Raw genomic sequence first — 22,506 nt, 5'->3', positions numbered from 1 at the left:
TTCTAGGCGTGGCGCGAAGATTTCGCCGGCTTTTCTCTTTAATCGTCGGAGCCGCAGTTCGGAGCCGCACAAATACTCGAAAGCGGCCTCGCGATGGAGCTGCCGTTTTCGACGAATCTGCGAGCTTCGTCACCTAAAATGCGTAGTATGCCGAGCATTTAACGTCGGCGAGCGGCTGAAACCGAGCGGCGCATACTTTCCGGTTTCGATCCGAACCTATTCCATGCCCATTGCGCAAACCCATCGAGATTTTCACGGAACAGTTGGCTGATGCAACTCGCGCCGTCGCGTCAGGAGTTGCGAAGCTTACGCAGCCGTGGCTCGGATGAATTCGTGATAAAGATCACGATAGAGTCCGCCGGCTTGCACGAGTTGGTCGTGCGTCCCTCGTTCGGCGATCCGGCCTCGATCGAGCACGAGCACCAGATCGGCATTACGAATCGTGCTCAGACGATGCGCTACGACGAACGCGGTTCGACCGGCCAGCAACTTCGCGAGCGCATGCTGGATGCGAGCCTCGGTCAGCACATCGATCGAGCTGGTCGCTTCGTCGAGGATCAGGATTCTCGGATCGGCCAACATGGCCCGCGCGAAGCAAATGATCTGTCGCTGGCCCAACGACAAGTTGCAGCCGTTCTCCCCGACTTCGGTCGCGAAGCCGGCCGGAAGCGATTCGAGCAGATCGGTGCAATCCATCTGGGCTACCGCACGTCGCACTTCGTCATCGTCGGCCGTCGGCTTGCCGGTGCGGATATTTTCCATAACCGTGCCGGAGAACAAAAAGTTCTGCTGGAGCACGATTCCGAGTCGATGATGCAATGCATCGGTATCGAGGTGGCGGACATCCAGGCCGTCGATCAGCAGCCGGCCTTCCGTCGGCAAATAGAACTTCGCGACCAAATTGATGATCGAGGTCTTGCCACTCCCGGTATGTCCGACCAACGCGATCGTCCGGCAAGGCTCCGCCGTAAACGAAATGCCATGCAGCACGGGCACATCCGGATCGTATCCGAAGGTGACGTCGATGAATTCGACGCGGCCCGCAAGGTCCGTCGGGCGGATCACATCTGGCGGGTCTTGCCAATCGGTTGGGGTTTGCAGCAATTCACGAATGCGCTCCGCACCGGCCATCGCCGTGAGTGCGGAATTGTATTGTTCGCCGAGTGCCTGGATCGGTTGGAATAAAATATTCGCGAGAAAGAAGAACTGAATCAAATCGCCGATCGGCATTCGTATTTCAGGATCCAAGACTCGATAGCCGCCGAAGCCGAGCAACAGCGCGAGAAAGATTTGGTTGTTGAATTCCAACAGCGGCAAGAAACTACCCGCCGTGCGAGCCGCCTTGAGATTGTATTGCGAATGGTCTTCGATCAGGTCGGCGAAGCGTTCGGCGTTCACGTCTTGCCGCACGAAGCTTTGCGTGACTTCGATCCCGTTGACCGATTCCGCCAGCGACGACGTGATGCGGCTGAAGCTCTCATGCACTTCGCGATGCACTTGGCTGAGCCGTTTGCGAAACACGAGGTTGATGCACCACAGCACAGGCGCGAGCCCCACGACGACGAGGAACAACGGCACGTCGTACCACGCCATCAAAGCCGCGGCTCCGAGGATTTGTCCCGAGCCGACGATGCTGTCGAAGAACACGTCTTGAATTCCGGCCCGCACCGCTTCGACGTCGGATGTGGTGCGGCTGATGATGCGGCCGAGTTTCGTGCGGTTGAAGAACGCCATGCGCTGGCGTTGGAGATGATCGAAAATCGTGTTGCGCAAGTCTTGCACGACCGCTTCGCCGAGTTCGAGCGCCAACCGCTGGCGAAAGTGAAGCGTGAAGTTCGTGAACGCCGCGAGCGCTAAATACGCCCCGACACCGTACATCAGGCCTGGTATGGAGCCGTGCGAGATCGGCCCTTCGATGATCCGCCCGATCGCCCAAGCGGCGACCGGCAACTGCAACGAGCGCAGGACGACGAACACCAACAACCTATTTCGTTTACGCGCATGTGCCTGCGTAAAACTCGCAATCCACGCGATGAGCGACCACTGCAAGGGGCGCACCGCTTCGTCGCGGGGTTCGTCGCCGTGATCGACCACCGGCACGTTCTTGGCAAGCAGCCTTGTCTTCGATCGTCGCTCGTCGCGATCCGTCGTCGAGTTCGACATTACGAACTCCCCGCGACGGGCTCGTCGACTTGGAAATCGGCCTGAATGCGCGCGGCATGGCGATAAGAGCCTGGGCGATGCAGCAACTCGGCGTGAGTGCCGATATCTACGATCGCGCCGTCTTCCAGCACGACGATGCGATCGGCCCTGCGCAACATGCTCAATCGATGCGCTACGACGATCGTCGTGCGGCCCTGCATCGCGCGATCCATCGCATCGAGAATCTCATGCTCCGTGCGAGCGTCGACCGAAGCGGTGGGGTCGTCCATCAATAAAATCGGTGGTGCCGTGAGCAACGCCCTGGCGATGGCGAGCCGCTGACGTTGTCCGCCGGAAAGATTCGAACCCGCCTCGCGTAGCGGCGTGTCGTATTTCTTCGGATAGCGATCGATGAACTCGTGGGCCGCGGCGATTTTGGCCGCGGTTTCGATCTGCTCGCGCGTCGCGTCGGGCCGTCCGAACGCGATGTTCGCGGCGATGGTATCGCTGAACAAGAAGCTTTCTTGAAAGACGACGCCGACGTTGCGTCGCAGGTCGTCGAGGTCGTAGCGGCGCACGTCGATCCCGTCGATTTTGACGCGTCCGAACGTCGGGTCGTAGAATCTCGGCACCAGACTCTGAAGCGTCGTCTTGCCGGAACCGGTGGCGCCGACGAGTGCGATGCACTCGCCCGGCTCGATCGCCAGAGAGATATTGCGCAGTACCGGCTTCGCTCGGTCGTATCCGAACGAAACGTGCTCGAAGCGAATCGCGCCTGCCAGTTTCTTTCGTCGCACCGGCCGCGCAGGCGATTGGATCTCGACCGGCGCGTCGAGAATCTCGAACACGCGTCGCGCACCGGTAAGGCTTTGTTGCACGCTATTAATGATGCCGGCGACGCGCGTGACTTGCGAAGAGAACTGTTGCAACAATCCGGAGAACACGATCAACCCGGAGCCGAGCGGCAAGCGGCCTTCGATGACGAGCCAACCGCCGTAGCCGAGCAGAACGGCTTGATTAAGCGCGGAAAGCATTTCGACCGTCGGCGTGAAGATGCTGATGCGGTCGAAGATCCAATGCTGCTGTTCGCGCACGGCCCCGCTCGCGCGATTGAACTTCGCGATCTCTTCCGGCTCGCGCCCGAACCCTTTGACGACATGCACGCCCCGGATGTTCTCGGTAAGCGTGAGGACCATCCGATCGACGAGATCGCGATTGCGCTCGTAGGCAGGCCGGACCCGTTGCGAGAAACGAACGGAGAGCCACCACGTGAGCGGCATCGTCGACAAGCAGGCGAGGGTCAGCCCGGCATGCAAGCGAAACATGTAGACGAAATACACGACTAGCGACAGGACCACCATGATGATCGGAATCACGACGCCGTCGACGAAGAGCCGCACCGACTGCACATCGCCGGTCACGCGATTGATGATCGAGCCGGTCGTATGCCGATCGAAGAAGCGAAAGGCGAGCCGCTGGAGCTTGTCGTACACCTGCGTTCGCAGCGCGACGACGATTCCCATCTGCACGACCCGCGCCACGACGACCGCGAGCACGTAGCTCAGCAAGGCTCGGACCAAGCCGACCACCAGCACCGCCGCGGCGGCAACCAGCGAAGTATGCCAAGCGGTCCAATGTGTAGGAGGATGCCAACCACCGAAGTACGACGGTTCCGGACTTCCCGGCACCGCGGCATGGCGGATCACGTCGATCGCTTGGCCTAAGAAGCTGAGCCCTAAGACGCTCAGCCCGAGGAGCACCCCCTGCAGCAGAATGATCTGAATGCAGCCGCGACGATACATCCACGCCAAGGCCAGCATCCGGCGCGTGAGAGCGAGATTCGATAGATCGGCGGCGGGAGACGTTTCGATAGCCAAAAGCGCGACAAGACCTTTTGCCCGCTCGCGAGAGTTTAATCTTTCGACGCAATCGCGCAGGCCGACGATCCGTCTTCGTTCGCTCTCTAAGGATACCGAAGGGCGCCTCCAGTTCGCCAGAGCGATCGCACGTTCCAGGCGAATTCACGGCACCTAAAGCACCGGACCCAAGCGTGCAGGACACTCGGCCGGCAAGAATCGGCCATCGCCGAAGGCCGATCAGTTGAATCGGCTCTTGCTCGTCGGTCTAACGATCGAGCTCGCAAACCAGCGTCTGCATGATCCCTTTGCGATCGATGATCAACGTCATCCGCTTGCCTGCTTTTTCGAGCAGCGCTTCGAATTCGGCCGATGAGCGGAACTGCACACCGTCGACTTCGTAGATGCGATCGGCATCCAGTAGCCCGGCAGCCGCGGCAGGAGAACCGGCGACGACTCGCTTCACGACTACGCTCTCCGGCTCGGCATCGTCTTGGGCCCAGCTCAGGCCGATGCGCACGGGCTCGCCGAGCGGCGTGACCGTCGCCACGATCGGATCCGCAAGACCGGGACGAACGATCGTCAGCTTCACCGGCCCTGATTGCCGCAAGACCAATCGCTCGAACTCTCCATCGGAGGCGGGCACGATGTCGTCCCAGGCGGTGATCCGATCCCCTTGTTTCATACCGGCACGCCCCGCCGGCCCCGCGGCGCGCACGCTCGAGACATAGACACCGGCATCTTTCGAGACCCCGGGCCGCCAAGAAATGCCCAAGCGTGGTCCGAGCGCGGCGATCGGCCGCTCTAGCGCATCTCGTCCGGCATCCGAAACCGATTCATTGACCGATTGCATCCGAAACCAAGTGCGCTGATCGGAATCTGCGAGATCGATGACGACGTCGACCATCAACCGGCAAATGCTTTGCATCCCTTCGAAGTTCAATTTTTCGACGTCGTCGCTGGGGCGGTGATAGTCGCCGTGGCGACCGGTGTGGAACATCACGGTCGGGATGAGGCGGCGGAAGAACGACGCATGATCGCTGTCTTCTTTGATCTCCCACTTGTAGTCCATCGCTATGCCGGCGGAAGCATTCGCGGTGCTGATGATCTTTCTCAAATTCGCAGCGGTGCGGGTACCGTAAACTTCGATCGTGTTCTTTCGCAGGCGGCCGATCATATCGAGGTTGAGGAAGCAGGTGACGTTCTCTACCGGAACCGTCGGGTGCGCGATCCAATGTTTCGAGCCGAATAAGCCGGCTTCTTCAGCGTCCCAAAAGGCAAAGACGACGGTGCGCCGCAAGCCGCCGATCGAAGTGAGAGCTTGAGCCGTTTCCAACACGGCCGCGACCCCGCTGGCGTTGTCATCGGCGCCATTGTGTATGTAACCGTACGGGCCGAAGCTGTTCCGCGAGTTGCCGTAGCCGACGTGGTCGTAATGCGCACCGACGATGATGACTTCGTGGCTGAGCGCGGCGTCGTTCCCTGGCATCACGGCGAGCAAGTTGCGATGCTCGCGATCGAAAGGTTGAATGAAGGTGCCGTCGGCCGCCCCCCCCTTCAGGCCGCAAGCCTTGAGCTTTTCGATGATGTAGCCCGCAGCGGCGCGACTTCCGCGCTTGCCGGCTTCGCGCCCCTCGAAGGTGTCGTCGGCCAAGACCGACGCATGCGCCTTAAGATCTTCGATCGCCACGGAGTTGCGAGCCGAAAGCCTAAGGGCCAACTCGGCTCCTGAGACGAGGCCGCCGTTGCCGACGATGAGCGCTGCGAAAATGCCGATCGACACACCGAGCAGACGACGAGCACATGGCATTAGAGACCGTAGCTTCTCGTAAAAGTCGCAGCAGTTCGCCCAAAAACCCAGACTTGCAATAATACGCGATCCTTAACGAGAACCTAGAAGTTAGTCGGAAAAACGACGAAAGGGCTTAGGAGGCGGGGAAAACCCTCACCCACGGTTGCGTCAAATGCAGTGGTCGTCCGCAAAACCTTTGATGTAAAACCCTTGCGAATGACGAAAGAAGTCCTAAAATTGTCGACTTCCGATGAAGCGTACCGAAAAGCAAATGCAAGCCGGTGCGACGTTTCGGGAAGGACGATGTTTCTGGAAGAGCATCGGGGAGGTGGCTGAGTGGTCGAAGGCAACGGTTTGCTAAACCGTCGTACGCTCAAAAGGTGTACCGAGGGTTCGAATCCCTCCCTCTCCGCATGAACGATTGCCCGCGCGTCATAACTTATTGACGCGCGGGCAGTTGCGTTTATACGGCTCTTCGAGAAATCGCCGTGAGACGGGCCGAACGAGGCACCTATCGCGCGGCGGAACGACGTTGCGGTTTTGCACGTCCGGCCGGAGCTTACTTCGTAATCGACTGCTTCGCTTCAGCCTGAGTGATCGGAGCCGGGCTGAAGTAGAGATAGGCGTCGATCATGTCGCTTCGATCGGTGTCGGCCGGAAAATCGATTCCGGGCTCCGAAGCTTGCAAGACGAGCGACATGCCGCTTGTGGAACTTGCGACTTCCGACACCGGTACTTGCAGCGTCGCAAAGAGTGGGTCCCCAACGTCGGACTTTTGCGACCACGACTTGCCGGCCGGCGCAACTCCCTGCGATGTCAGCGACCAATCGAAACCGTTGATCCGCTTTCGGCTCCGGAGGTTGTTCTTCGTCCGTACGGTGATCAAGGCCACGCGATGATCCTGCGGAATCCGTAGCGGGATTTCGAGCCGAACCCGTCCGTCGACCACGGTTCGTTGGATCTTGCCCGAAGCTACGTCGGCGAGTTTGTGAACCGCGGTGAACTCGGCCGGAGAAGCGGCCGGATGACGTTCGTACGGCGGTAGGCCGGCCGCTTGGAGCCAGGTGAGATGCATCTCGAGCGAACGAGCCCAGTCTTGCATCTCGGCGCTGCAACGGTCGCCGATCACTCGCGGAGAGACTCCCTCTTGCACGAGTCGCTCGACGCGCTCGGTCTTTACCAGCAATTCGCGCGCGTGATGGACGCCGTTGGAGCCATAGCTGATCGCCACGGCCAACACGACGACGGTCATTACCCATTGCGCTCTCAGGCCGACGCTGCGTGTTGCATACAGCCCGGCGCACACGGCACAGGCCGCGAGCAGTGGCGCGGTCAGCAAGGTGTAGCGGCCGGTGAGGCAATAGTCGGGGCTAAGCGCACCGCGCGCGATGCCGATCGCCAGCGCTTGCGCGACCATCGCGAGGAGGAAGCAAGCCATCCCGACGACCTCGAGCCGTACCTCCGGCCGGCGGAGCCAACTCCGCACGAGAAAGCACGATACAGCGACGAGCCCGCCGAAGACGATGAAACCGGAGACAGGCCAAAGTTCGCGACCCATGCGGCCGCAAGAGATCGTCACGGCTTGCGCGGCGCCGCGGAGCGCATCGATAACGCGAACGCTCTCCGTCTCGAATCCGACACCGGCCGAGCCGCTAAAATACCAGACGACGAGCAAGCCGGCCGGAACGACCTGCGCGATGATGACGACGGCGTCACGTCGCGAGTGCGAATCGGGATCGCGCCAGCGCTCGACTCCGGCATAGACGAGCCATAGCGCCAGCGCCGGCAACAAGCAAATGCCGGGGCCACCGCAAAACCCTAACGCGAGCAGCAAGGCACCGGCAGCGACTGCCGCGCGCAAGGAAAGCCGCGGCCCGCTCGCGATCACTAAGCCCAGCCACAGCGTCGCGAGAGCCGTGCTCAAGCAATAGAAGATCTGCAAGCCCCACATCAGGTTTAGATAATTGCCGCCATGCAACACCAGCAACGGGAAAAGAATATCCAGCGGGCTCGTCGACCCGCGCCGGCGGCGCATACAGAAGATCAACACCAGCGACGATGCCGACAAGAGTAATACACTCGCGACGGCGGTGGAGCGAAAATCGCCGGTGCTTTGCGTCAGCCCGATGTAGATCAACTTCGGTAGCGGCAGACGATGCGAATTCTCCGACTTAAGAAACCACGCCGTCCCCTCCGACTGTTGACCGGTCACTTCTCCGGCCCAGCGCCATTCGTCGGCGTAAGGAATTCGGAAGCCTAGACCTACGGCGAACCAAAGGGCAAAGGCCGTCGAGAGGAGCCAAGTCGCCAGCACGAAGCGAAATGTGGTGCGATCGCGGGCGACAGCGAGAGCGTCGGCACACATAGGAATCACTTCTTACGAATGGAGCAGCTTGTAGTTCGTCCCCGTGCGATACCTCGCGCATGGTCGAGGACATCGTTCAACCGATCCGCAATGGCCTGCGATGTGCTTGGCCCTGCTTGACGCTTTCGCAAATATAGCGCGGACGGCCGCGAGTTTCATCGAGGCTGCGCCAGAGATACTCTCCGAGGATTCCCGTGATGAGCATCTGACCGCCGAAGCCCATCAGCAGCATCACCATCGTCGAGGCCCAACCATCGACAGCCATGCCCCAGCCGATCCGCACGACGATGATATAGGTGCTGTAGATCGCACCGAGCACGCAAAAGAGAATGCCGAGGCAAGTCGCGGCTCGAATCGGCGCGTAAGAGAAAGCTACGAATGCATCGGCAAAGTAGCGTACCTTGCGGGCGAACGTCCACATGGATTGGCCGTAGCGTGTTTCGCGCTTCGCGCGATGGTAGTACAACACCTCGGGTTGAAAGCCGAGCCAGAGGATCAGGCCCATGAGGTAAGCGTTGCGCTCTTGAGTGGCAACGACGAGATCGGTCACTTGGCGATCGATCAGAAAGAAGTCGAAGCCGCGCGGAGGCATCGTCGCGATAGCGAATCGACGGAACAACTTATAGAAGGTGTCGGCCATCAAACAAGTAAGCCATGGGTCGTCGCGCGTGTCGCGCCCCGCCAGCACCACTTTGCGCCCCTCGCGCCACTTGGCGAGCATCTGATCGATCATCTCCGGCGGATCCTGCAGATCGGCGGCGATCACGCCGACGGCATCACCTGCGGCATGTTCCAACCCGGCCAAGATGGCGGCGTTCGAACCGAAGTTGCGCGAGAGCTTGACGAGCGTCAGCCGCTCTTCGCGCGCCGCCAACCGTTCCATCACGCGATAAGAATCGTCGCTGGAACCGTCGTCGACGAGGATGAACTCGAACTCGTCCGTCGGATGGCGGCCGGCGAGTTGAGCCAAGCGATTTAGTAGATCGGCGAGGCTCCCGGAATTGTTGAACACCGGAACCACGATGGAAACCAAACTCATTCGTACTCCGGTTTTAAGCGGACTCCTATACGGCAAGAATCGCAAAGTGCTCGAGGATCTGCCGCCGTACTCGTTCTTCCACCGATCGCTTTACTGCGGCCGGCACTCCGGCCACGATCGTCCACGGCAGAACATCGCGCGTGACCATCGCTTGCGGAGCCACGATGGCCCCTTCGCCGACTTCCACCCCCGCCGCAAGATTCGCTCCGGCGCCGACCAAGCAAAAGCGCCGCAAGATCGGACCACGGACGGAGAAAGGAGCCAAGCCGAAGCGCTTGAGATAAACGTCGTTATCGTTGATGCTCACCACTCCGGGCCCGACGAAGACGTCTTCTTCGATCAGCATGTTGCCTGTGAGGATCGCGCCGTCGATGATTCGGCTGCGGGCCTTAATCGTCGTGTCGTACATCACCTGCACACCGCGTCCGACCACTGCCTCGTCTTCGACGAGGCAGCCTTCGCGCATGCTCGCCAAATCGCCGATCAGCACTTGCCGGCCGATTTGGATCCCCGTGTACAGCACGGCTCCGGCACCAATGATCGAGCCGGGCCCGATGCTGAGCGGCCGCGCGCTGCGATCGACCGCGCGCGTGGTATTCCCTGCCGACATCGGAGGCCGACCGATCACGGCATTGTCGAAGATTCGGCAATCGTCGCCGATGGTTACGCCGGGATAGATGGTGACATGACGGCCGAAGACCACGCGTTCGCCGATCACGGCGTCGGCGGCGATCTGCGCGGTTGACTCAACGGCATTCATTCGAAAATATCCGGGCTGGAAAACTCGATCGGCGCAACTCCACTTCAAGCCGCCACGCGCAACAGCGGCGTCACGACCTTTTCCGGCTGCCAATACCGATCGCGATGCAGCCGATAGTAGTCGAGCGTGCTTCGCAAGCCGTCGGTGAGCGAGCAGCGCGGTTCCCAGCCGACCAGACGGCGAATCTTGCTGATGTCCGAATAGAAATCGCCCGGTTCTTGTGCCCGACGTTCGGGCGAGAACGGTGCGAACTCCCAGCGCCCTTGGCCGGAAAGCTCGACGAGCAACTCGGCGAGTTCGAGGAAGTTCGTCGGCTGATCGACGCCGACGTTCATCACTTCGCCGACCGCTTCCGGCGCGACGGCCGACATCAAGATCGCTTCGACGCAATCGTCGACGTAGAGGAAGTCGCGTTTGATCTTTCCGTCGCCGAAGACCTTGATCGTGCCGTCGTCGAGCACCAAACGGACGAACCAATTAGCGACCCCATAGTGCGAGTGCCGCATTTGAGCACGCGGGCCGTAAGTGTTGGTCAGCCGCAGGAGCACGGAGTTGATCCCATGCGCTTGCTGATAAACCAGAATGATCTTCTCGGCCGTGAGATTAGAGACCTCGTAGATTCCACGGGGGTTCGTCGACGCGGTTTCATTAACGGGGAGATCGGTCGTGGCGCCGTATTGCCCGCGCGTGCCGGTGAAGATGACCTTCGCGTCGGGCGCGTGCCGGCGAACGGCTTCCATCACCGTCGCCGTCCCTTTGATGTTGAATTCGATGTCGGGATAAGGATTGGTGAGGCTCAAGACATGCGACACCTGACCGGCCAGATGGAACACATACTGCTGATCGCGGACCAAGCAGCTCATCGCGTGCTCATCGCAGATATTACCGTAGTTGACGCGCACGCGCTCGGCGACGGGCTCGATATTGAACAGGTTGCCGCCGTATTCCGGAATCATTGCGTCGAGCAGCGTCACTTGGGCACCGAGGTCCGCGAGGCGAATCGCTAAGCTCGAGCCGATGAAGCCGAGCCCGCCGGTGATCAGCACGTTCGTGCCTTGCCAATGCGTCGGATCGATGAACGATGGCATTAGGCGGCCCCTCTGACGTTTCGTCGAACCGCGTCGCAAATGAAGTCGACTTGCGTCGTCGTCAGGCCTGGGTAGAGCGGCAGCGAAAGGATCTCTTCAGCCAAGCGTTCGGTCGTCGGTAGCGAACCGCGCCGATACCCGAGGTCGTGATAGGCCTGCTGCAGGTGGATGGGAATCGGGTAATGAACCTGCGTCTTCACGCCGACCGTTTCCAAGCGGGTTCGTAGAGCATCACGCGTGCGACTGCGCACGACATACAGATGATAAACGTGCTCGATCGAAAGTTGCCCGGCGCGTAGCTGCGGACAATCGACCCCTTCGAGTCGTTCGTCGTAGCGCTCAGCGAGTCGGCGACGGCGCTCGTTCCACTCATCGAGGCTTTGCAGTTTCACCCCCAAGATCGCGGCTTGCAGATCATCGAGGCGACTATTTACGCCCCGCTCGATGGAATGGTAGCGGTCGCGCTGGCCGTAGTTGCGCAGGCGTCGTAGACGAGCGGCCAATGCGTCGTCGTCGGTAATGATGGCTCCGCCGTCGCCGTAACCGCCTAAGTTTTTCGTAGGATAGAAGCTGAAGGCCCCCATTGCGCCGAATGTGCCGACGCGGCGCCCGTCGTAGCGCGCTCCATGAGCTTGGGCGCAGTCTTCGACGAGCAGCAATCCATGTTGCGTCGCCAGCGCGGTGAGCTCGGAAAGCTCGGCGGGATGACCGTATAGATGGACCGGCAACAACGCCTTCGTACGCGGCGTGATGGCGGCGCGTGCCGCATCGGGAGACATGGTATAAGTCACCGGGTCGACGTCGACCAAAACCGGCGTCGCGCCGGCGCGTTCAACGGCACACACGGTCGGAACCGCGGTATGCGAGACCGTGATCACTTCATCGCCCGGACCGATGCCGGCGGCGCGCAGCGCCAACTCAATGGCATCGGTGCCGTTGGCGACGCCGATGGCATGCGCGACACCGTGATAGCGAGCGAAATCGGCCTCGAACTGCTCGACTTCCGGCCCTAAGACATACCAGCCGCGGGCCAAGACGCGCGCGACCGCCGCTTGGATTTCTTCGCTGAGCGGAGCATCGACCACGCGAGCATTGAAGAACTCAATCAAAATCGGCTCCGATACCTAGCACCTGCGACGCGTTTAGGAACATGCCGCCGCCGACTACTCGCTCGCCGAGCGTCCGTTGCTGAAGAAAGCCGACGCCGGAAACGATCTGGGTTGGTCGTTGCCGAACCGGGGCGCGGCGGGGATTTTAGGACGCCGCCGCGATGGGGGTCAACGCCAGTTCCGTATCGCGGATGTTGCAGACGCCAAAGCCGAAGCTCTTGCATTTAACGCCCGACATACGTCGCCAGTGCGAAAAATGAATCCAAAATCGCCGGCATCGCCGGCGGAACCCTCGCCCCAACCGTACGATGAGCAAATAGGATGGCGGAATGGCTTTTTCTTCGTGTCACGAACGAGCCTGGAAAATCATTGCCGTCGATATCGAAAAAGGAAAGCTGAAAGTAAACGCGACCGGTCCGACGACTGTCGACGGGCTTCAAGGAGATCAGACGCTCAGAGTTCGATCCGAGCACTCGAATTTGGAAAGGACGACGGATCGGCCAGTTGAAAAATCTCGCGCCGGAGCAATTCGTGCAGTTGAACCCCACTGAGGCACTCGACTGGAAGAACGGCCAATTCCAAGTCGCCGATGTTTGGGTCGACGAGGAGATCGCTTGGGTTCGGCGCGCGGTATCGGGTATCATGAACTACCCATTCGCGCGAGCCGGCGGTTCGCGCGTTTTTCAAAATCGAGTCTTGAATCGACCACGAAGCCTGCCCCACCTAGGAAATCATAGATGGCTCACTTCCTGTCGCAGAATTGGCTACTCAATCGTCGCCACATGCTGCGCGGCCTCGGCGTTGCGATGGCCTTGCCGCTGCTCGACTGCATGCGTCCGCTTCGCGCTGCCGAGACGAAGACGCGCGCTAAGCGAAGCGTGTTCATCTACTTGCCCAACGGCGTGAACACGATCGAATATCAGATGACCACTTCCGGCGCCGGCTATAAGCTGTCGAAGCCGTTGGAGTCGCTCGAGAAGCACCGGCAGAACATCACGCCGATCTCCGGCCTTCACCATCCGCATGGCCTCGGCAACCATCACAATTGCTGCACCATCTGGCTTACAGGCGGAAAGATCGGGCAGTCGGAGCGAAACACGATTTCGGTCGATCAGCTGATGGCGCAGGTCACCGCGCCGCAAACGCGCTACTCGTCGCTGGAGTTAAGCAACCAAGGTCATTCGTTGGCGTATAGCACCGACGGCATTCAATTGCCGGCGCAAGGCAACCCGAGCGTCGTATTTCGCGAGTTGTTCGAAGAGCCGCAGGGGGGTATCGCCAAACAACGGCGCGGCCTGCAACGCCGCGGAAGCATCCTGGATGCCGTTCTCGACGAAGCCCGCACGCTCGGCGGTAAGCTCGGCCAAGACGACCGGGGGCGGCTCGAGCAATACCTGACATCGGTACGTGAAGTCGAAGTCCGCACGGAACGCGCCGACACTTGGCTCGATACGCCTCGCCCGAAGATCGCGGCCGACGTACAAGCCCGCTTGAATCAAAACGTCTCGCTGGAACGCCTCGGCGAGTATCTACGCACGATGTACGACATCATCGTGCTCGCGTTTCAAACCGATCTCACGCGCGTCGCCACGTTCAGCACCGGGAACGAAGGGAGCGGCCCTTCGGTGCCCGAAATCGGCGTGAAACAAGATCGCCATTCGCTATCGCACCACAACGGCAACCCGAAACTGCTGCAAGACCTTTTGGACAGCGATGCGTTCAACGTCAAGCAGTTCAGCTACTTCCTCGACCGGCTCAGCGAAGTGAAGGACGCCGACGGCCCACTGCTCGACTCCACGATGGCCCTCTACGGCAGCGGCATGGCCTACGGCCATAGCCACGGCAACGCGAGCTTGCCGATCGTGCTCGCCGGCGGCGGCAAACTCGGCCTGAAGCACGGCACGCATGTCGACTACAATCTCGTTCGCGACTTCAAAGGCTACGACAAGCACGCCGGTATTTACTTCAACCCGGTCAACAGCAAGGCCCATCTCAGCAATGTGCTGCTGACGATGGCGCAGAAGATGGATGTCCGCACGGAAAAGTTCGCCGACAGCAACGGCACGATCTCGGAAATCACGGCCTAAATGCCTCGCTCCGAATCCACCCGCGCTGCGCGAGCCGTGGGCTTGTCGAACGCCCCGCGCACTTGCCGCACGGCACATGGGTTTCATGTCACCCGAGTCTTGCTTCCATGATCCGCAATTCGCTTCGATATTTCACGGCTCTGCTATTCGGAGCGCTCTGCGTCACGGCGCGTCCGGCGTCGGCAGACGATCTTGTTCTGAAGGCCCATGAGTTCCCGCCGCACGGCTCCGGCACATACCTCGCAGGTGAGCTAGTGCTGATCGATCCCGTCAATCGTCGGGCGGGCATGCGGCTCGACGGCGACGGTGGGCAGCGTTACCAAGACGGCCCGCTCCACTACTTCGCCATGCTTCCCTACGGCATGATTTGGTTTCACGGCGCTCCTGCCGAGCTGCGCGATCTAGCGATCGGCACACATGTCCACGGCTACTTTTATTTGCCTCCGACCGGAGAAGAAGCCACGATCCCTCCCCTTCCGCCGGACCAGAAACTATATGAGGTGAAACACAACCATGCCGTGACGCTGGAAGACGACTTCAGTTTCTACCAACGTCGCGGGCAAGGCTGGAAGGTGGCGAAACTGGACATCGAGAAGGGAAAGATCGACGTCGAGCCTGTCGGTAAATCGGCCAAAGATGGAATCAATACTCCGTACATCTTCGACATCAACGACGCGACCCGAGTTTGGAAACAACGCAAGCTCGTCGATCTCGCCGACATCGTCGTCGGCCGGCCCGTTCAACTGAACCTCACTTGGTCGCCCGGCTCGCGCGATAAGGAATTTACCGTCGCCGATATTTGGCTCGACGACGAAAGCGCACGATTCGCTACGGAACTGCAACAGCGCCGCCGTACGAAGACCTCAAGACGACGCAAAACAAAGGGTTCGGCGTCGCCACGGCCGAGAAGACGCTGCGCACTTGGTTTCATCGTGCCGACAAGAAGATCGGCCAAGTGCTGGAGTGGAAAGAGACCGAGAACCCGCCGCTGGGTAGCAGCGGCATTCAGGTTCGCCTAAAGTTCACGGAACTGCTCGACGGCTATCGGCCGGGGCGATGCGTTCGCGTGAAGAGCGACAAATGGATTTTCGTCACGGTCCCTCCGGAAGAACGAATGAAGTCGCTGGAAGATCAGCAACGCTCATCGACTCTGGTGCGCCCGTAATCCGCCAATCGAAAGACAACCGGCAAGAGATCTGAAAACAAAGGAACGACGATGCCGAAATATGTTTTGACTGTAATTGCGCTAACGTGCCTTGCGACCACCGTGGTTGCCGAAGACAAGACCACGACGTTGGTCGCGCCCGGGGAGAAAGTGAAAAAGCTCGCCGACGGCATGAAGTTCACGGAAGGTCCCGTCTGGATTCCGGCAGAGAAGAAGCTGATCTTCTCCGACATTCCCAACAGCAAGCTGATGCAATGGAGCGAAGCCGATGGGCTCTCCGTTTTCAGGCAGAGCGAACAATCGAACGGCAACATCCTCGATCTGCAAGGTCGACTCATTTCGTGTCAGCATGCGGCCCGCAACCTCGTACGGACGGAGACCGACGGCAGCATTAAAGTCTTGGTCGATAAGTTCGACGGCAAGCGATTGAACTCACCCAACGATGTCGCGGTCCGTTCCGACGGCACGCTCTGGTTCACCGATCCGCCGTGGGGGCTGACCGGACCGGCCGAGCTTCCCGGCCACTGGGTGTTTAAGCTCGATCCGACGACAGGCGCGATCGAAGCCGTGATCAAAGATCTCGCCATGCCCAACGGCATCAACTTCTCGCCGGATGAAAGTCGCCTCTACGTCGCCGACACCGGCGGCCACGCGCGACACCCCGATCCCGAGATCCGAAAACTTCCGGGCCGCGTCTATTGCTACGAAGTGAGCAAAGACGGCAAGCTCGGAAAAAAGCTATTCCACATCGACGGAGGAAGCGACGGGATGACCCTCGACGTGAAAGGGAATCTCTACACCACGCACGCCGGCAAGGTGCATATCTTCGATGCCGACGGCAAGCAACTCGAAGAGATCGACGTTCCGGAAGTGCCGGCCAATGTCTGCTTCGGCGGCGATGATTTCCGCACGCTCTTCATCACGGCCCGCACCTCGCTCTACAGCGTCCGCATGACGCTGCCGGGCGCAAAAGCCGGCGGCGTGAAGTGAGACACACCATGCTTCGACTAGTTACGACGCTGCTGATCGTGTTCGTCGGCTCGAGCGCGCGGGCTGCCGAGACCCTTGCGCCACCCGAGCAGCAGTCGTTCGAGAAGTCCGTGCAACCGTTTTTGGCGACGTATTGCCTACGCTGTCACGACGCGAAAAAGCAGGAGGGCAACTTCCGGCTCGATACGCTCGCGCGCGACTTCGCCGATCAAGCGGTTGCCCAGCGCTGGGACGAAGTCGTGTTTCGCATGAACACCGGCGAGATGCCCCCGAAGAAAGAACAGCAACCGAAGCCTTCGGAGCTAGGGCAGGCGGTCGATTGGATCTCGTCGGCGATCAAAGCCGGAGAAGCCGCGCGCATGGCGCGGCGCGGGCCGGTTGCGCATTATCGACTGAGCCGCGAAGAATACGGCAACACGATCTACGATCTACTCGGCGTTTACTTCGATGTCACATTGCCGGGAGCATTTATTGAAGAGCCCCGCTGGCATGGGTTCGAGCGGATCGGCTCGATGCTGTCCCTTTCGCCCTCGCACGTCGATCGATACTTTCGGGCCGCGGAAATCATCGTGCAACGGGCCTTCCCCGCGCAGCCGGCGGCGGCGAAAAAGGGACGACAGGAAGCCGAGGCCGGCAAGCGCTGGCTTTTCTGGCCGGGGCATGGCCGGCAAGCAGTCACCGCTTCGGCTCCCGGTTTGTATCGGATCCGAGTTCAACTCAGCGCGCTGCCGTCGTTCAAGGGCCGACTTCCGCATCTGGCGCTCTGGCATCAAGGGCTGAAACGCTCGATCGTCGGCCGTGACGTCTCGGCTCCGGAAGACAAGCCGACCGTCGTCGAGATCGAAGCCTTCCTGCCTGAGGGGAATTTCAACTTGATGAACGAATCGCCCGGGATGCTGTCCGACGGCCACACGCTCAGCAACACTCCGGCGACATTCGTCGGCACGAAGGAACCCCGCGTCGCCAAGCCGACCGGCTACAAACTATTCGACGAGGAAGGCCGGCCGATCTTCCCGATGTTGATCGTCGATTGGATCGAGTTCGAGGGCCCGATCACAAGCGCCGCCGACCAAGCAAAACGGGAGGGAGCGTATCCCGTCGATGAAAAAAACCTCGTCGAAACCCGCTCGAGCTTGAAGCGCTTTGCCGAGCGGGCCTGGCGACGTCCGGTAAGCGAGGCCGATCTCGAGCGTTACATGAAGATCTTTCAAGGGGAAGTCTCCGCCGGCGAAAACCTCCGTTCGGCATATCTCGCGGCGCTGGTCGGCGTGTTGACTTCGAAAAACTTCTATTATCTCGAAGAAGGCTCGCCGACCGGAAATCGCAACGAGGTAAACGATTGGGAGCTTGCGTCACGGTTATCGTATTTTCTCTGGAGCTCGATGCCGGACGAAGAACTTTTCTCCGCGGCGCGCGCCGGCACGTTGCACGCTCCCGACGTTTTGCGCGCTCAGACGAAGCGAATGCTGGCCGATCCGAAAATCAGCCGGTTCACCGAATCGTTTCCCAGACAATGGCTGCAATTGCATCGAGTCGGCATGTTTCCTCCCGACGCCGAAATGTATCCCGACTACGACAAATGGCTTGAGCGGAGCATGGTGCTCGAAACCACCGGCTTCTTCGGCGAAGTCTTCGCAAAAAATCTTCCGCTGCGCGAGTTTCTCGCGTCCGACTGGACGATGATGAACCCACGCTTGGCGTTGCATTATCGCTTGCCTCCGCCGGCGGAAACCGGATTGCAACGAATAATGCTGCGGCCGGAAGATCATCTAGGCGGCTTGCTCACGCAGGCCTCGGTGCTGATGCTCACGTCCGACGGCACGCGGCACCGGCCGGTGCATCGGGGCGTGTGGGTCTCGGAAGCGATCTTCGGCAAGACGCCCCCTCCGCCGCCGCCGAACGTCGAGCCCCTGGCGCCGACTCCGAGCGATCATCCGAAAGCGACGATCCGAATGCAACTCGAAGCGCATGCCACGCACGCGGTCTGCGCCTCGTGCCACCGTAAGATCGATCCGCTCGGTTTCGCCTTCGACAACTTCGATGCCCTCGGACGCTGGCGCACCGAAGAAACCGCGACGACCGGCCAGGGAGACAATCCCGTCGTAAACGCAAGCGGCACGCTGCCCGATGGACGAGCCTTCCAGGGTCCGGACGAATTCAAACAACTATTGATCGAAGATCTCGACCGTTTCGCCGAGTCGTTCGTCGAGCAACTCGCGACGTTCGCCTTGCGTCGGGTGATGACGATCGACGACGCCGCGCAGATCAAGGCCATTGCCCAAGCCGGCAAGAAAGACGGCTACCGACTGCGTACGCTGATCGAGCTCTTGGTGTCGTCGGATCTATTTCGCAAGCGGTAATCTCGCTCGCTCCGCGGTCTACCAAGGAGTGAAGCGGAGGCCGAACGCCGCGATTTGATTCAACCCCAACAACGCCAGGCCGACCCAAGCGAACGGCGAAAAGAACTCGAGCCAAGTCGTCTGAGCGGTGACGAGCTTCGCCCGTTGCAGGCTATCGATCCGCTGAAACACTCCGCGCAGCGCGGGCATGTCGCCCGACTCGAAGATTTCGCCGCCGGTGATTTGCGCCACGGTACGCAGTTCTTCCGGCGGGACGCCGTTGCGAATCGAAATGATGTAGACCACGATGTTCTTCGCCTTCAACTCACGGGCGATCACCGCCGCTTGGCCGTTCTGCAAGTCGGGGCTTTCGCCGTCGGTGAGCACGATCAGCATCCGGTCGCCGTCGTGCCGCTCTTCGAGCACCTTCGTGCATTCCTTCAACGCGTTGCCGACTTTCGTCCCGTCCCACCACTTGAGCGGAAACGTGCCCGGACCGACGAACGGCGTCGCGAGCCGGATCGCCGAAAGGTCCGTCGTCAGCGGCACCCAATGCATCACGCCCGAGGTGAAGATCGTGAACCCGAAGGCGTCTCCCTTGCGAAACGTCGTAAACTCGGTGATCGCTTCCATCGCGGCGTCGTATTTCGTGTACCGCATGCCGTCTTTCTTCGCTTTGTCGCCGAGCGGGTCGCGCATGCTGCCCGACGTGTCGAGCGCGATCTGAATATTCGCCACCTGCGCTGGATACGTCGGCGGCCCTTCGATGAGCGGCTCGGCCAGCAAGAACAGGGCCACGGCCAAGATCCCCGCCGGAACCAGACCTAAGGTGCGAACGAGAAGATCCAACCAACGGCCGCGGCGCAACTCGCCGAAATCGAACGGCAGCACTACCGGCCGGCCGCGCCGCCACCATTGCCAAAAGCCGAACAGGATCGGCAGGCAAAGCAGCGGCAATAATCCGGGGCGTGCGAAAATCATGGGCTCAGTTCAACTTTTCGAAATCGCTTAATAGTTGCTTCGCGATGTTTCCCTGCGTCGTCGCAGCGGATCCGTTCGCCCTAGCCGCGGGACTATGGATCCAGCGTTCGACGCGGTTCCATTGCGCCCCGGCCTGAGGATGAAGCCGAAGTCGTTCGACCGTCGCGCTCACCGATTCTTCCGAAAGCTTCAAGCGATTCGACCAAAACGCCAGCAACAATGCTTCGAGATCCGCCTTTTGCTCGACGGTGAGGTTCTCGCGAGTTGCCTGAGCGAGCAAAAGCCGCAAGCGATCGACGATGCTCGGCGGCGGACGCACGCGCACCGCGCGACGACGTTTCTTATGACCGAACCAAGCCAGCGGAAGAAGCAGCAAGGCCCATGCGCCCCACGCCAAGCCCATGTAAAGCTTGTAACGCGAATGCAGATCGATCGGAGATGTCGGAGTCGCATAGAGCTCGCCCGAATAATCTTCCGGAATCAACGCCGCGACGGAGATTGCGAACTCGCTGCGCGGCTCCGGCGAAGTGCTGTCGGGGCGCTTCAACGAGGGTGCGAGATCGTGCTGCCCGGGGCCGAACGCCATGTATCGCAGGTCGTAGCGAAAGCCTCCGGCGGTCGGCTCCGCATCGGCGATTCGCACGGCCAACGCATCGCCCGGCGTAAACGGCAGCGCGGCGAGACGTGGCCCGGCGATCTCGACGACCCGCCGACCTTCGACGCCGACCGTGACGTCGTGCGCACGACTTCGGAAGACGAAGAACGCGACCAGCGCGGCGATCACGAGCGGCGCGAGCGCAGCGGCGATCGCGATCGTTCGGTTGCTCGTTGTTGGAGGCAGAGGGTTCGTCATCGTAAGTCCGATCAATCGTGCCCTAGCGACTTGCGATGCTTCAAAAAGTACCGGACGCGCGGCAAGATCGGCTCGTCGATCGGAAGATGCAGAAACTCGATCGCACTCTGCACGAGCGACTCGCGAATTCGATCGGCCGTCTTCAACGGCGACCGGCCGTGCAGCACCGCTTTTTCTCCCGTCTCCGCTTCGCGTGCCCGAAAGATGCCGCCGCGCGGCAGCTTGGCTTCGGCCGGGTCTTGCAGCCAAAGCACGATCAACTCATGCTTCGTCGCCAACAACTCCAGCGCGTTCAAAGCATCGGGGTCATGTAAGTCGCTCAAGACGAAGACGATCGAACGCTGCTTCAACGAAGCCGCCAGAGTACGAAGCTTCGACGACAACAAGGTTCGTTCGCGGAAGTCGTAGAGTCGGAGCCCTTCGGCCCATTGCATAATGGTTTGCGACGACAACGTCGGCGTGACTCGCAAGGCGCGCTCGCCGCCGGCCATCACGCCGACGGGACTCATTCTTTCCAGCCCCGCCAAACCGATGCCCGCCGCCAGCCGCACGGCCCAATAGTATTTGTTGCGTTCGAGCGAGCCGACGCACATCGACGACGAAGTATCGACGACGAGATGGATCGGCACTTGCCGCGTGGCTTCGTATTCCTTGACGAACGGCTTGCCGGTTCGCGCGGTGACGCGCCAATCGATGAGCTTTACCGGATCGCCGGGTTCGTACGGCCGCGACTGCGCATACTCCAGCCCGGAGCCGAGAAACCGCGACGGATCGCCGCCGAAATTCAAGCTGTCGGCGAGCAGCTTGATCTCGAATTCGAATTGTCGCCGCGGATTCGTCGCGACGGGAAGTTGGTAGGGCATGGAGTTAACGATGGTTGCGGGCTTACAACTCGCGCATGATCTCTTCGAGCACGTCGCGAGCGTGGATGCCGCGAGCAACGCTTTCATAGGTCAATCGAATGCGGTGCAGGATCACGTCTTCGGCCAGCGCAAACATATCTTCCGGAACGACGTAATCGCGATCGTGTAGAAAGGCCCGGGCTCGCGCCGCTTGAACTAAGGCGAGCCCGGCTCGCGGGCTGCAACCGACCGCGAGCGCCGAGTGCTCGCGCGTGCGGCGCACGGTGCGCACGACATGCTCGGTGAACGTATCGCTGACGTGGATCGTCTGGACATGCTCCATCATGTCGACGAGCTCGGAGATTCCGCAAACCGGCCGATCTTCGATCATATCGAACGCCGACTTCGGTACGGCCCCGCCCCCTTCTTGTCGCTTCAGGCCCATGTTTAGCTGACGACGATAGACGTCTTTCTCTTGCTCAGCCGTGGGATATTTCAACCGATGACAGAGCATAAACCTATCGAGCTGAGCCTCGGGCAACTCGAACGTGCCGGATTGTTCGATCGGGTTCTGCGTGGCGATGACGAGGAACGGGGCAGGGAGTGCGAACGTGTTGTTGCCGAGCGTCACCTTCCGCTCCTGCATCGCTTCGAGCAAGCAGCCTTGCACTTTGGGAGCCGCGCGATTGATTTCGTCGGCGAGCAACAGGTTCGTAAAGACCGGACCCTTGTGGATGCGGAACTGGTGCGTCGATTGATCGAGGATTTCCGAACCGATGACGTCGGACGGGAGCATGTCGATCGTAAATTGCACACGACCGAAGCCCATGCCGATCGTTCGCGAGACGGTGTTGACCAGCAACGTCTTGGCGAGCCCCGGCACTCCTTCGAGCAGCAAATGCCCTCCGGTGAGCAGCGCGATGAGAATCCGTTCGACGACGACGTCTTGCCCGACGACGACGTCGGCTACTCGCTTGCGGATCTCTAGAATCTGTGCCGAAGCGGCATGCGACGACGCGCTGGGAGAAGAGGCGAGGGGGTTCGATTCAGCGATGCTCATGGACACTTTCTCGTTGTCTTGCAGAGTTCTTAGCGTTC

16 protein-coding genes and 1 tRNA gene are annotated in these 22,506 nt (G+C 60.5%); 5 read left to right on the top strand and 12 right to left on the bottom strand.

Annotation, left to right across the window (positions count from 1 at the left end):
• Positions 1-306: 306 nt before the first annotated feature.
• From K8U03_15535 to K8U03_15525, 3 genes are all read right to left on the bottom strand, one after another.
• The gene (locus K8U03_15535) at positions 307-2,163 is read right to left on the bottom strand and encodes an ABC transporter ATP-binding protein/permease (protein MCE9606307.1); all 1,857 of its coding nucleotides are present in this window, start codon (positions 2,161-2,163) and stop codon (positions 307-309) included.
• Entirely contained in the window at positions 2,163-3,962 is a 1,800-nt protein-coding gene (locus tag K8U03_15530) for an ABC transporter ATP-binding protein/permease (GenBank protein MCE9606306.1), read from the bottom strand. Before K8U03_15530 ends, K8U03_15535 begins: the two co-directional genes overlap by 1 nt.
• Before the next feature lie 304 nt (positions 3,963-4,266).
• A complete protein-coding gene (locus tag K8U03_15525) occupies positions 4,267-5,808 on the bottom strand; it encodes a M20/M25/M40 family metallo-hydrolase (protein MCE9606305.1) in 1,542 nt (513 codons plus the stop codon).
• Positions 5,809-6,112: 304 nt separating this feature from the next.
• Here K8U03_15525 and K8U03_15520 point away from each other — a divergent pair.
• Positions 6,113-6,202: transfer RNA gene (locus K8U03_15520), tRNA-Ser, on the top strand.
• A gap of 147 nt (positions 6,203-6,349) precedes the next feature.
• Here K8U03_15520 and K8U03_15515 read toward each other — a convergent pair.
• The 5 genes from K8U03_15515 to K8U03_15495 all read right to left on the bottom strand — a co-directional run bounded on the left by K8U03_15515 (position 6,350) and on the right by K8U03_15495 (position 12,151).
• On the bottom strand, positions 6,350-8,155 hold the full coding sequence (locus tag K8U03_15515) for a hypothetical protein (GenBank protein ID MCE9606304.1): 1,806 nt from the start codon (positions 8,153-8,155) through the stop codon (positions 6,350-6,352).
• Positions 8,156-8,231: 76 nt separating this feature from the next.
• Positions 8,232-9,194: a glycosyltransferase family 2 protein gene (locus tag K8U03_15510; protein MCE9606303.1), complete on the bottom strand. Its 963-nt coding sequence runs from the start codon at positions 9,192-9,194 to the stop codon at positions 8,232-8,234.
• A 25-nt stretch (positions 9,195-9,219) separates the two neighbouring features.
• The gene (locus K8U03_15505) at positions 9,220-9,954 is read right to left on the bottom strand and encodes an N-acetyltransferase (protein ID MCE9606302.1); all 735 of its coding nucleotides are present in this window, start codon (positions 9,952-9,954) and stop codon (positions 9,220-9,222) included.
• 44 nt (positions 9,955-9,998) lie between these two features.
• Positions 9,999-11,042 carry a GDP-mannose 4,6-dehydratase gene (locus tag K8U03_15500; GenBank protein MCE9606301.1) on the bottom strand — a complete coding sequence of 348 codons (1,044 nt, stop codon included), beginning with the start codon at positions 11,040-11,042 and terminating at the stop codon, positions 9,999-10,001.
• A complete protein-coding gene (locus K8U03_15495; GenBank protein ID MCE9606300.1) occupies positions 11,042-12,151 on the bottom strand; it encodes a DegT/DnrJ/EryC1/StrS family aminotransferase in 1,110 nt (369 codons plus the stop codon). The genes K8U03_15500 and K8U03_15495 overlap by 1 nt, the downstream gene beginning before the upstream one ends.
• Before the next feature lie 737 nt (positions 12,152-12,888).
• Between K8U03_15495 and K8U03_15490 the strand changes: the two genes are divergently transcribed.
• The 4 genes from K8U03_15490 to K8U03_15475 all read left to right on the top strand — a co-directional run bounded on the left by K8U03_15490 (position 12,889) and on the right by K8U03_15475 (position 18,753).
• Positions 12,889-14,238, top strand: coding sequence for a DUF1552 domain-containing protein (locus K8U03_15490; protein MCE9606299.1), 1,350 nt, complete (start codon positions 12,889-12,891; stop codon positions 14,236-14,238).
• 107 nt (positions 14,239-14,345) lie between these two features.
• On the top strand, positions 14,346-15,257 hold the full coding sequence (locus K8U03_15485) for a hypothetical protein (protein ID MCE9606298.1): 912 nt from the start codon (positions 14,346-14,348) through the stop codon (positions 15,255-15,257).
• A 197-nt stretch (positions 15,258-15,454) separates the two neighbouring features.
• Entirely contained in the window at positions 15,455-16,393 is a 939-nt protein-coding gene (locus K8U03_15480; protein ID MCE9606297.1) for an SMP-30/gluconolactonase/LRE family protein, read from the top strand.
• Positions 16,394-16,401: 8 nt separating this feature from the next.
• Complete coding sequence (locus tag K8U03_15475; protein ID MCE9606296.1) at positions 16,402-18,753, top strand: DUF1592 domain-containing protein; 2,352 nt, start codon at positions 16,402-16,404, stop codon at positions 18,751-18,753.
• A gap of 18 nt (positions 18,754-18,771) precedes the next feature.
• Here the strand turns inward: K8U03_15475 and K8U03_15470 are convergent, their stop codons facing one another.
• Genes K8U03_15470 through K8U03_15455 form a run of 4 tightly spaced genes read right to left on the bottom strand, consistent with a single transcriptional unit; the run spans position 18,772 to position 22,468 of the window.
• Entirely contained in the window at positions 18,772-19,713 is a 942-nt protein-coding gene (locus tag K8U03_15470) for a VWA domain-containing protein (GenBank protein ID MCE9606295.1), read from the bottom strand.
• Positions 19,714-19,717: 4 nt separating this feature from the next.
• Complete coding sequence (locus tag K8U03_15465) at positions 19,718-20,566, bottom strand: hypothetical protein (protein MCE9606294.1); 849 nt, start codon at positions 20,564-20,566, stop codon at positions 19,718-19,720.
• 11 nt (positions 20,567-20,577) lie between these two features.
• Positions 20,578-21,429: a DUF58 domain-containing protein gene (locus tag K8U03_15460; GenBank protein ID MCE9606293.1), complete on the bottom strand. Its 852-nt coding sequence runs from the start codon at positions 21,427-21,429 to the stop codon at positions 20,578-20,580.
• A 22-nt stretch (positions 21,430-21,451) separates the two neighbouring features.
• Entirely contained in the window at positions 21,452-22,468 is a 1,017-nt protein-coding gene (locus tag K8U03_15455) for an AAA family ATPase (GenBank protein MCE9606292.1), read from the bottom strand.
• Positions 22,469-22,506 lie beyond the last annotated feature (38 nt).

It is taken from the genome of Planctomycetia bacterium (assembly GCA_021413845.1).
In the GTDB taxonomy this organism is placed as follows: domain Bacteria; phylum Planctomycetota; class Planctomycetia; order Pirellulales; family PNKZ01; genus PNKZ01.
The sequence above is the reverse complement of the archived record's forward strand: the minus strand, read 5'-3'. Positions and strand labels throughout refer to the sequence as shown.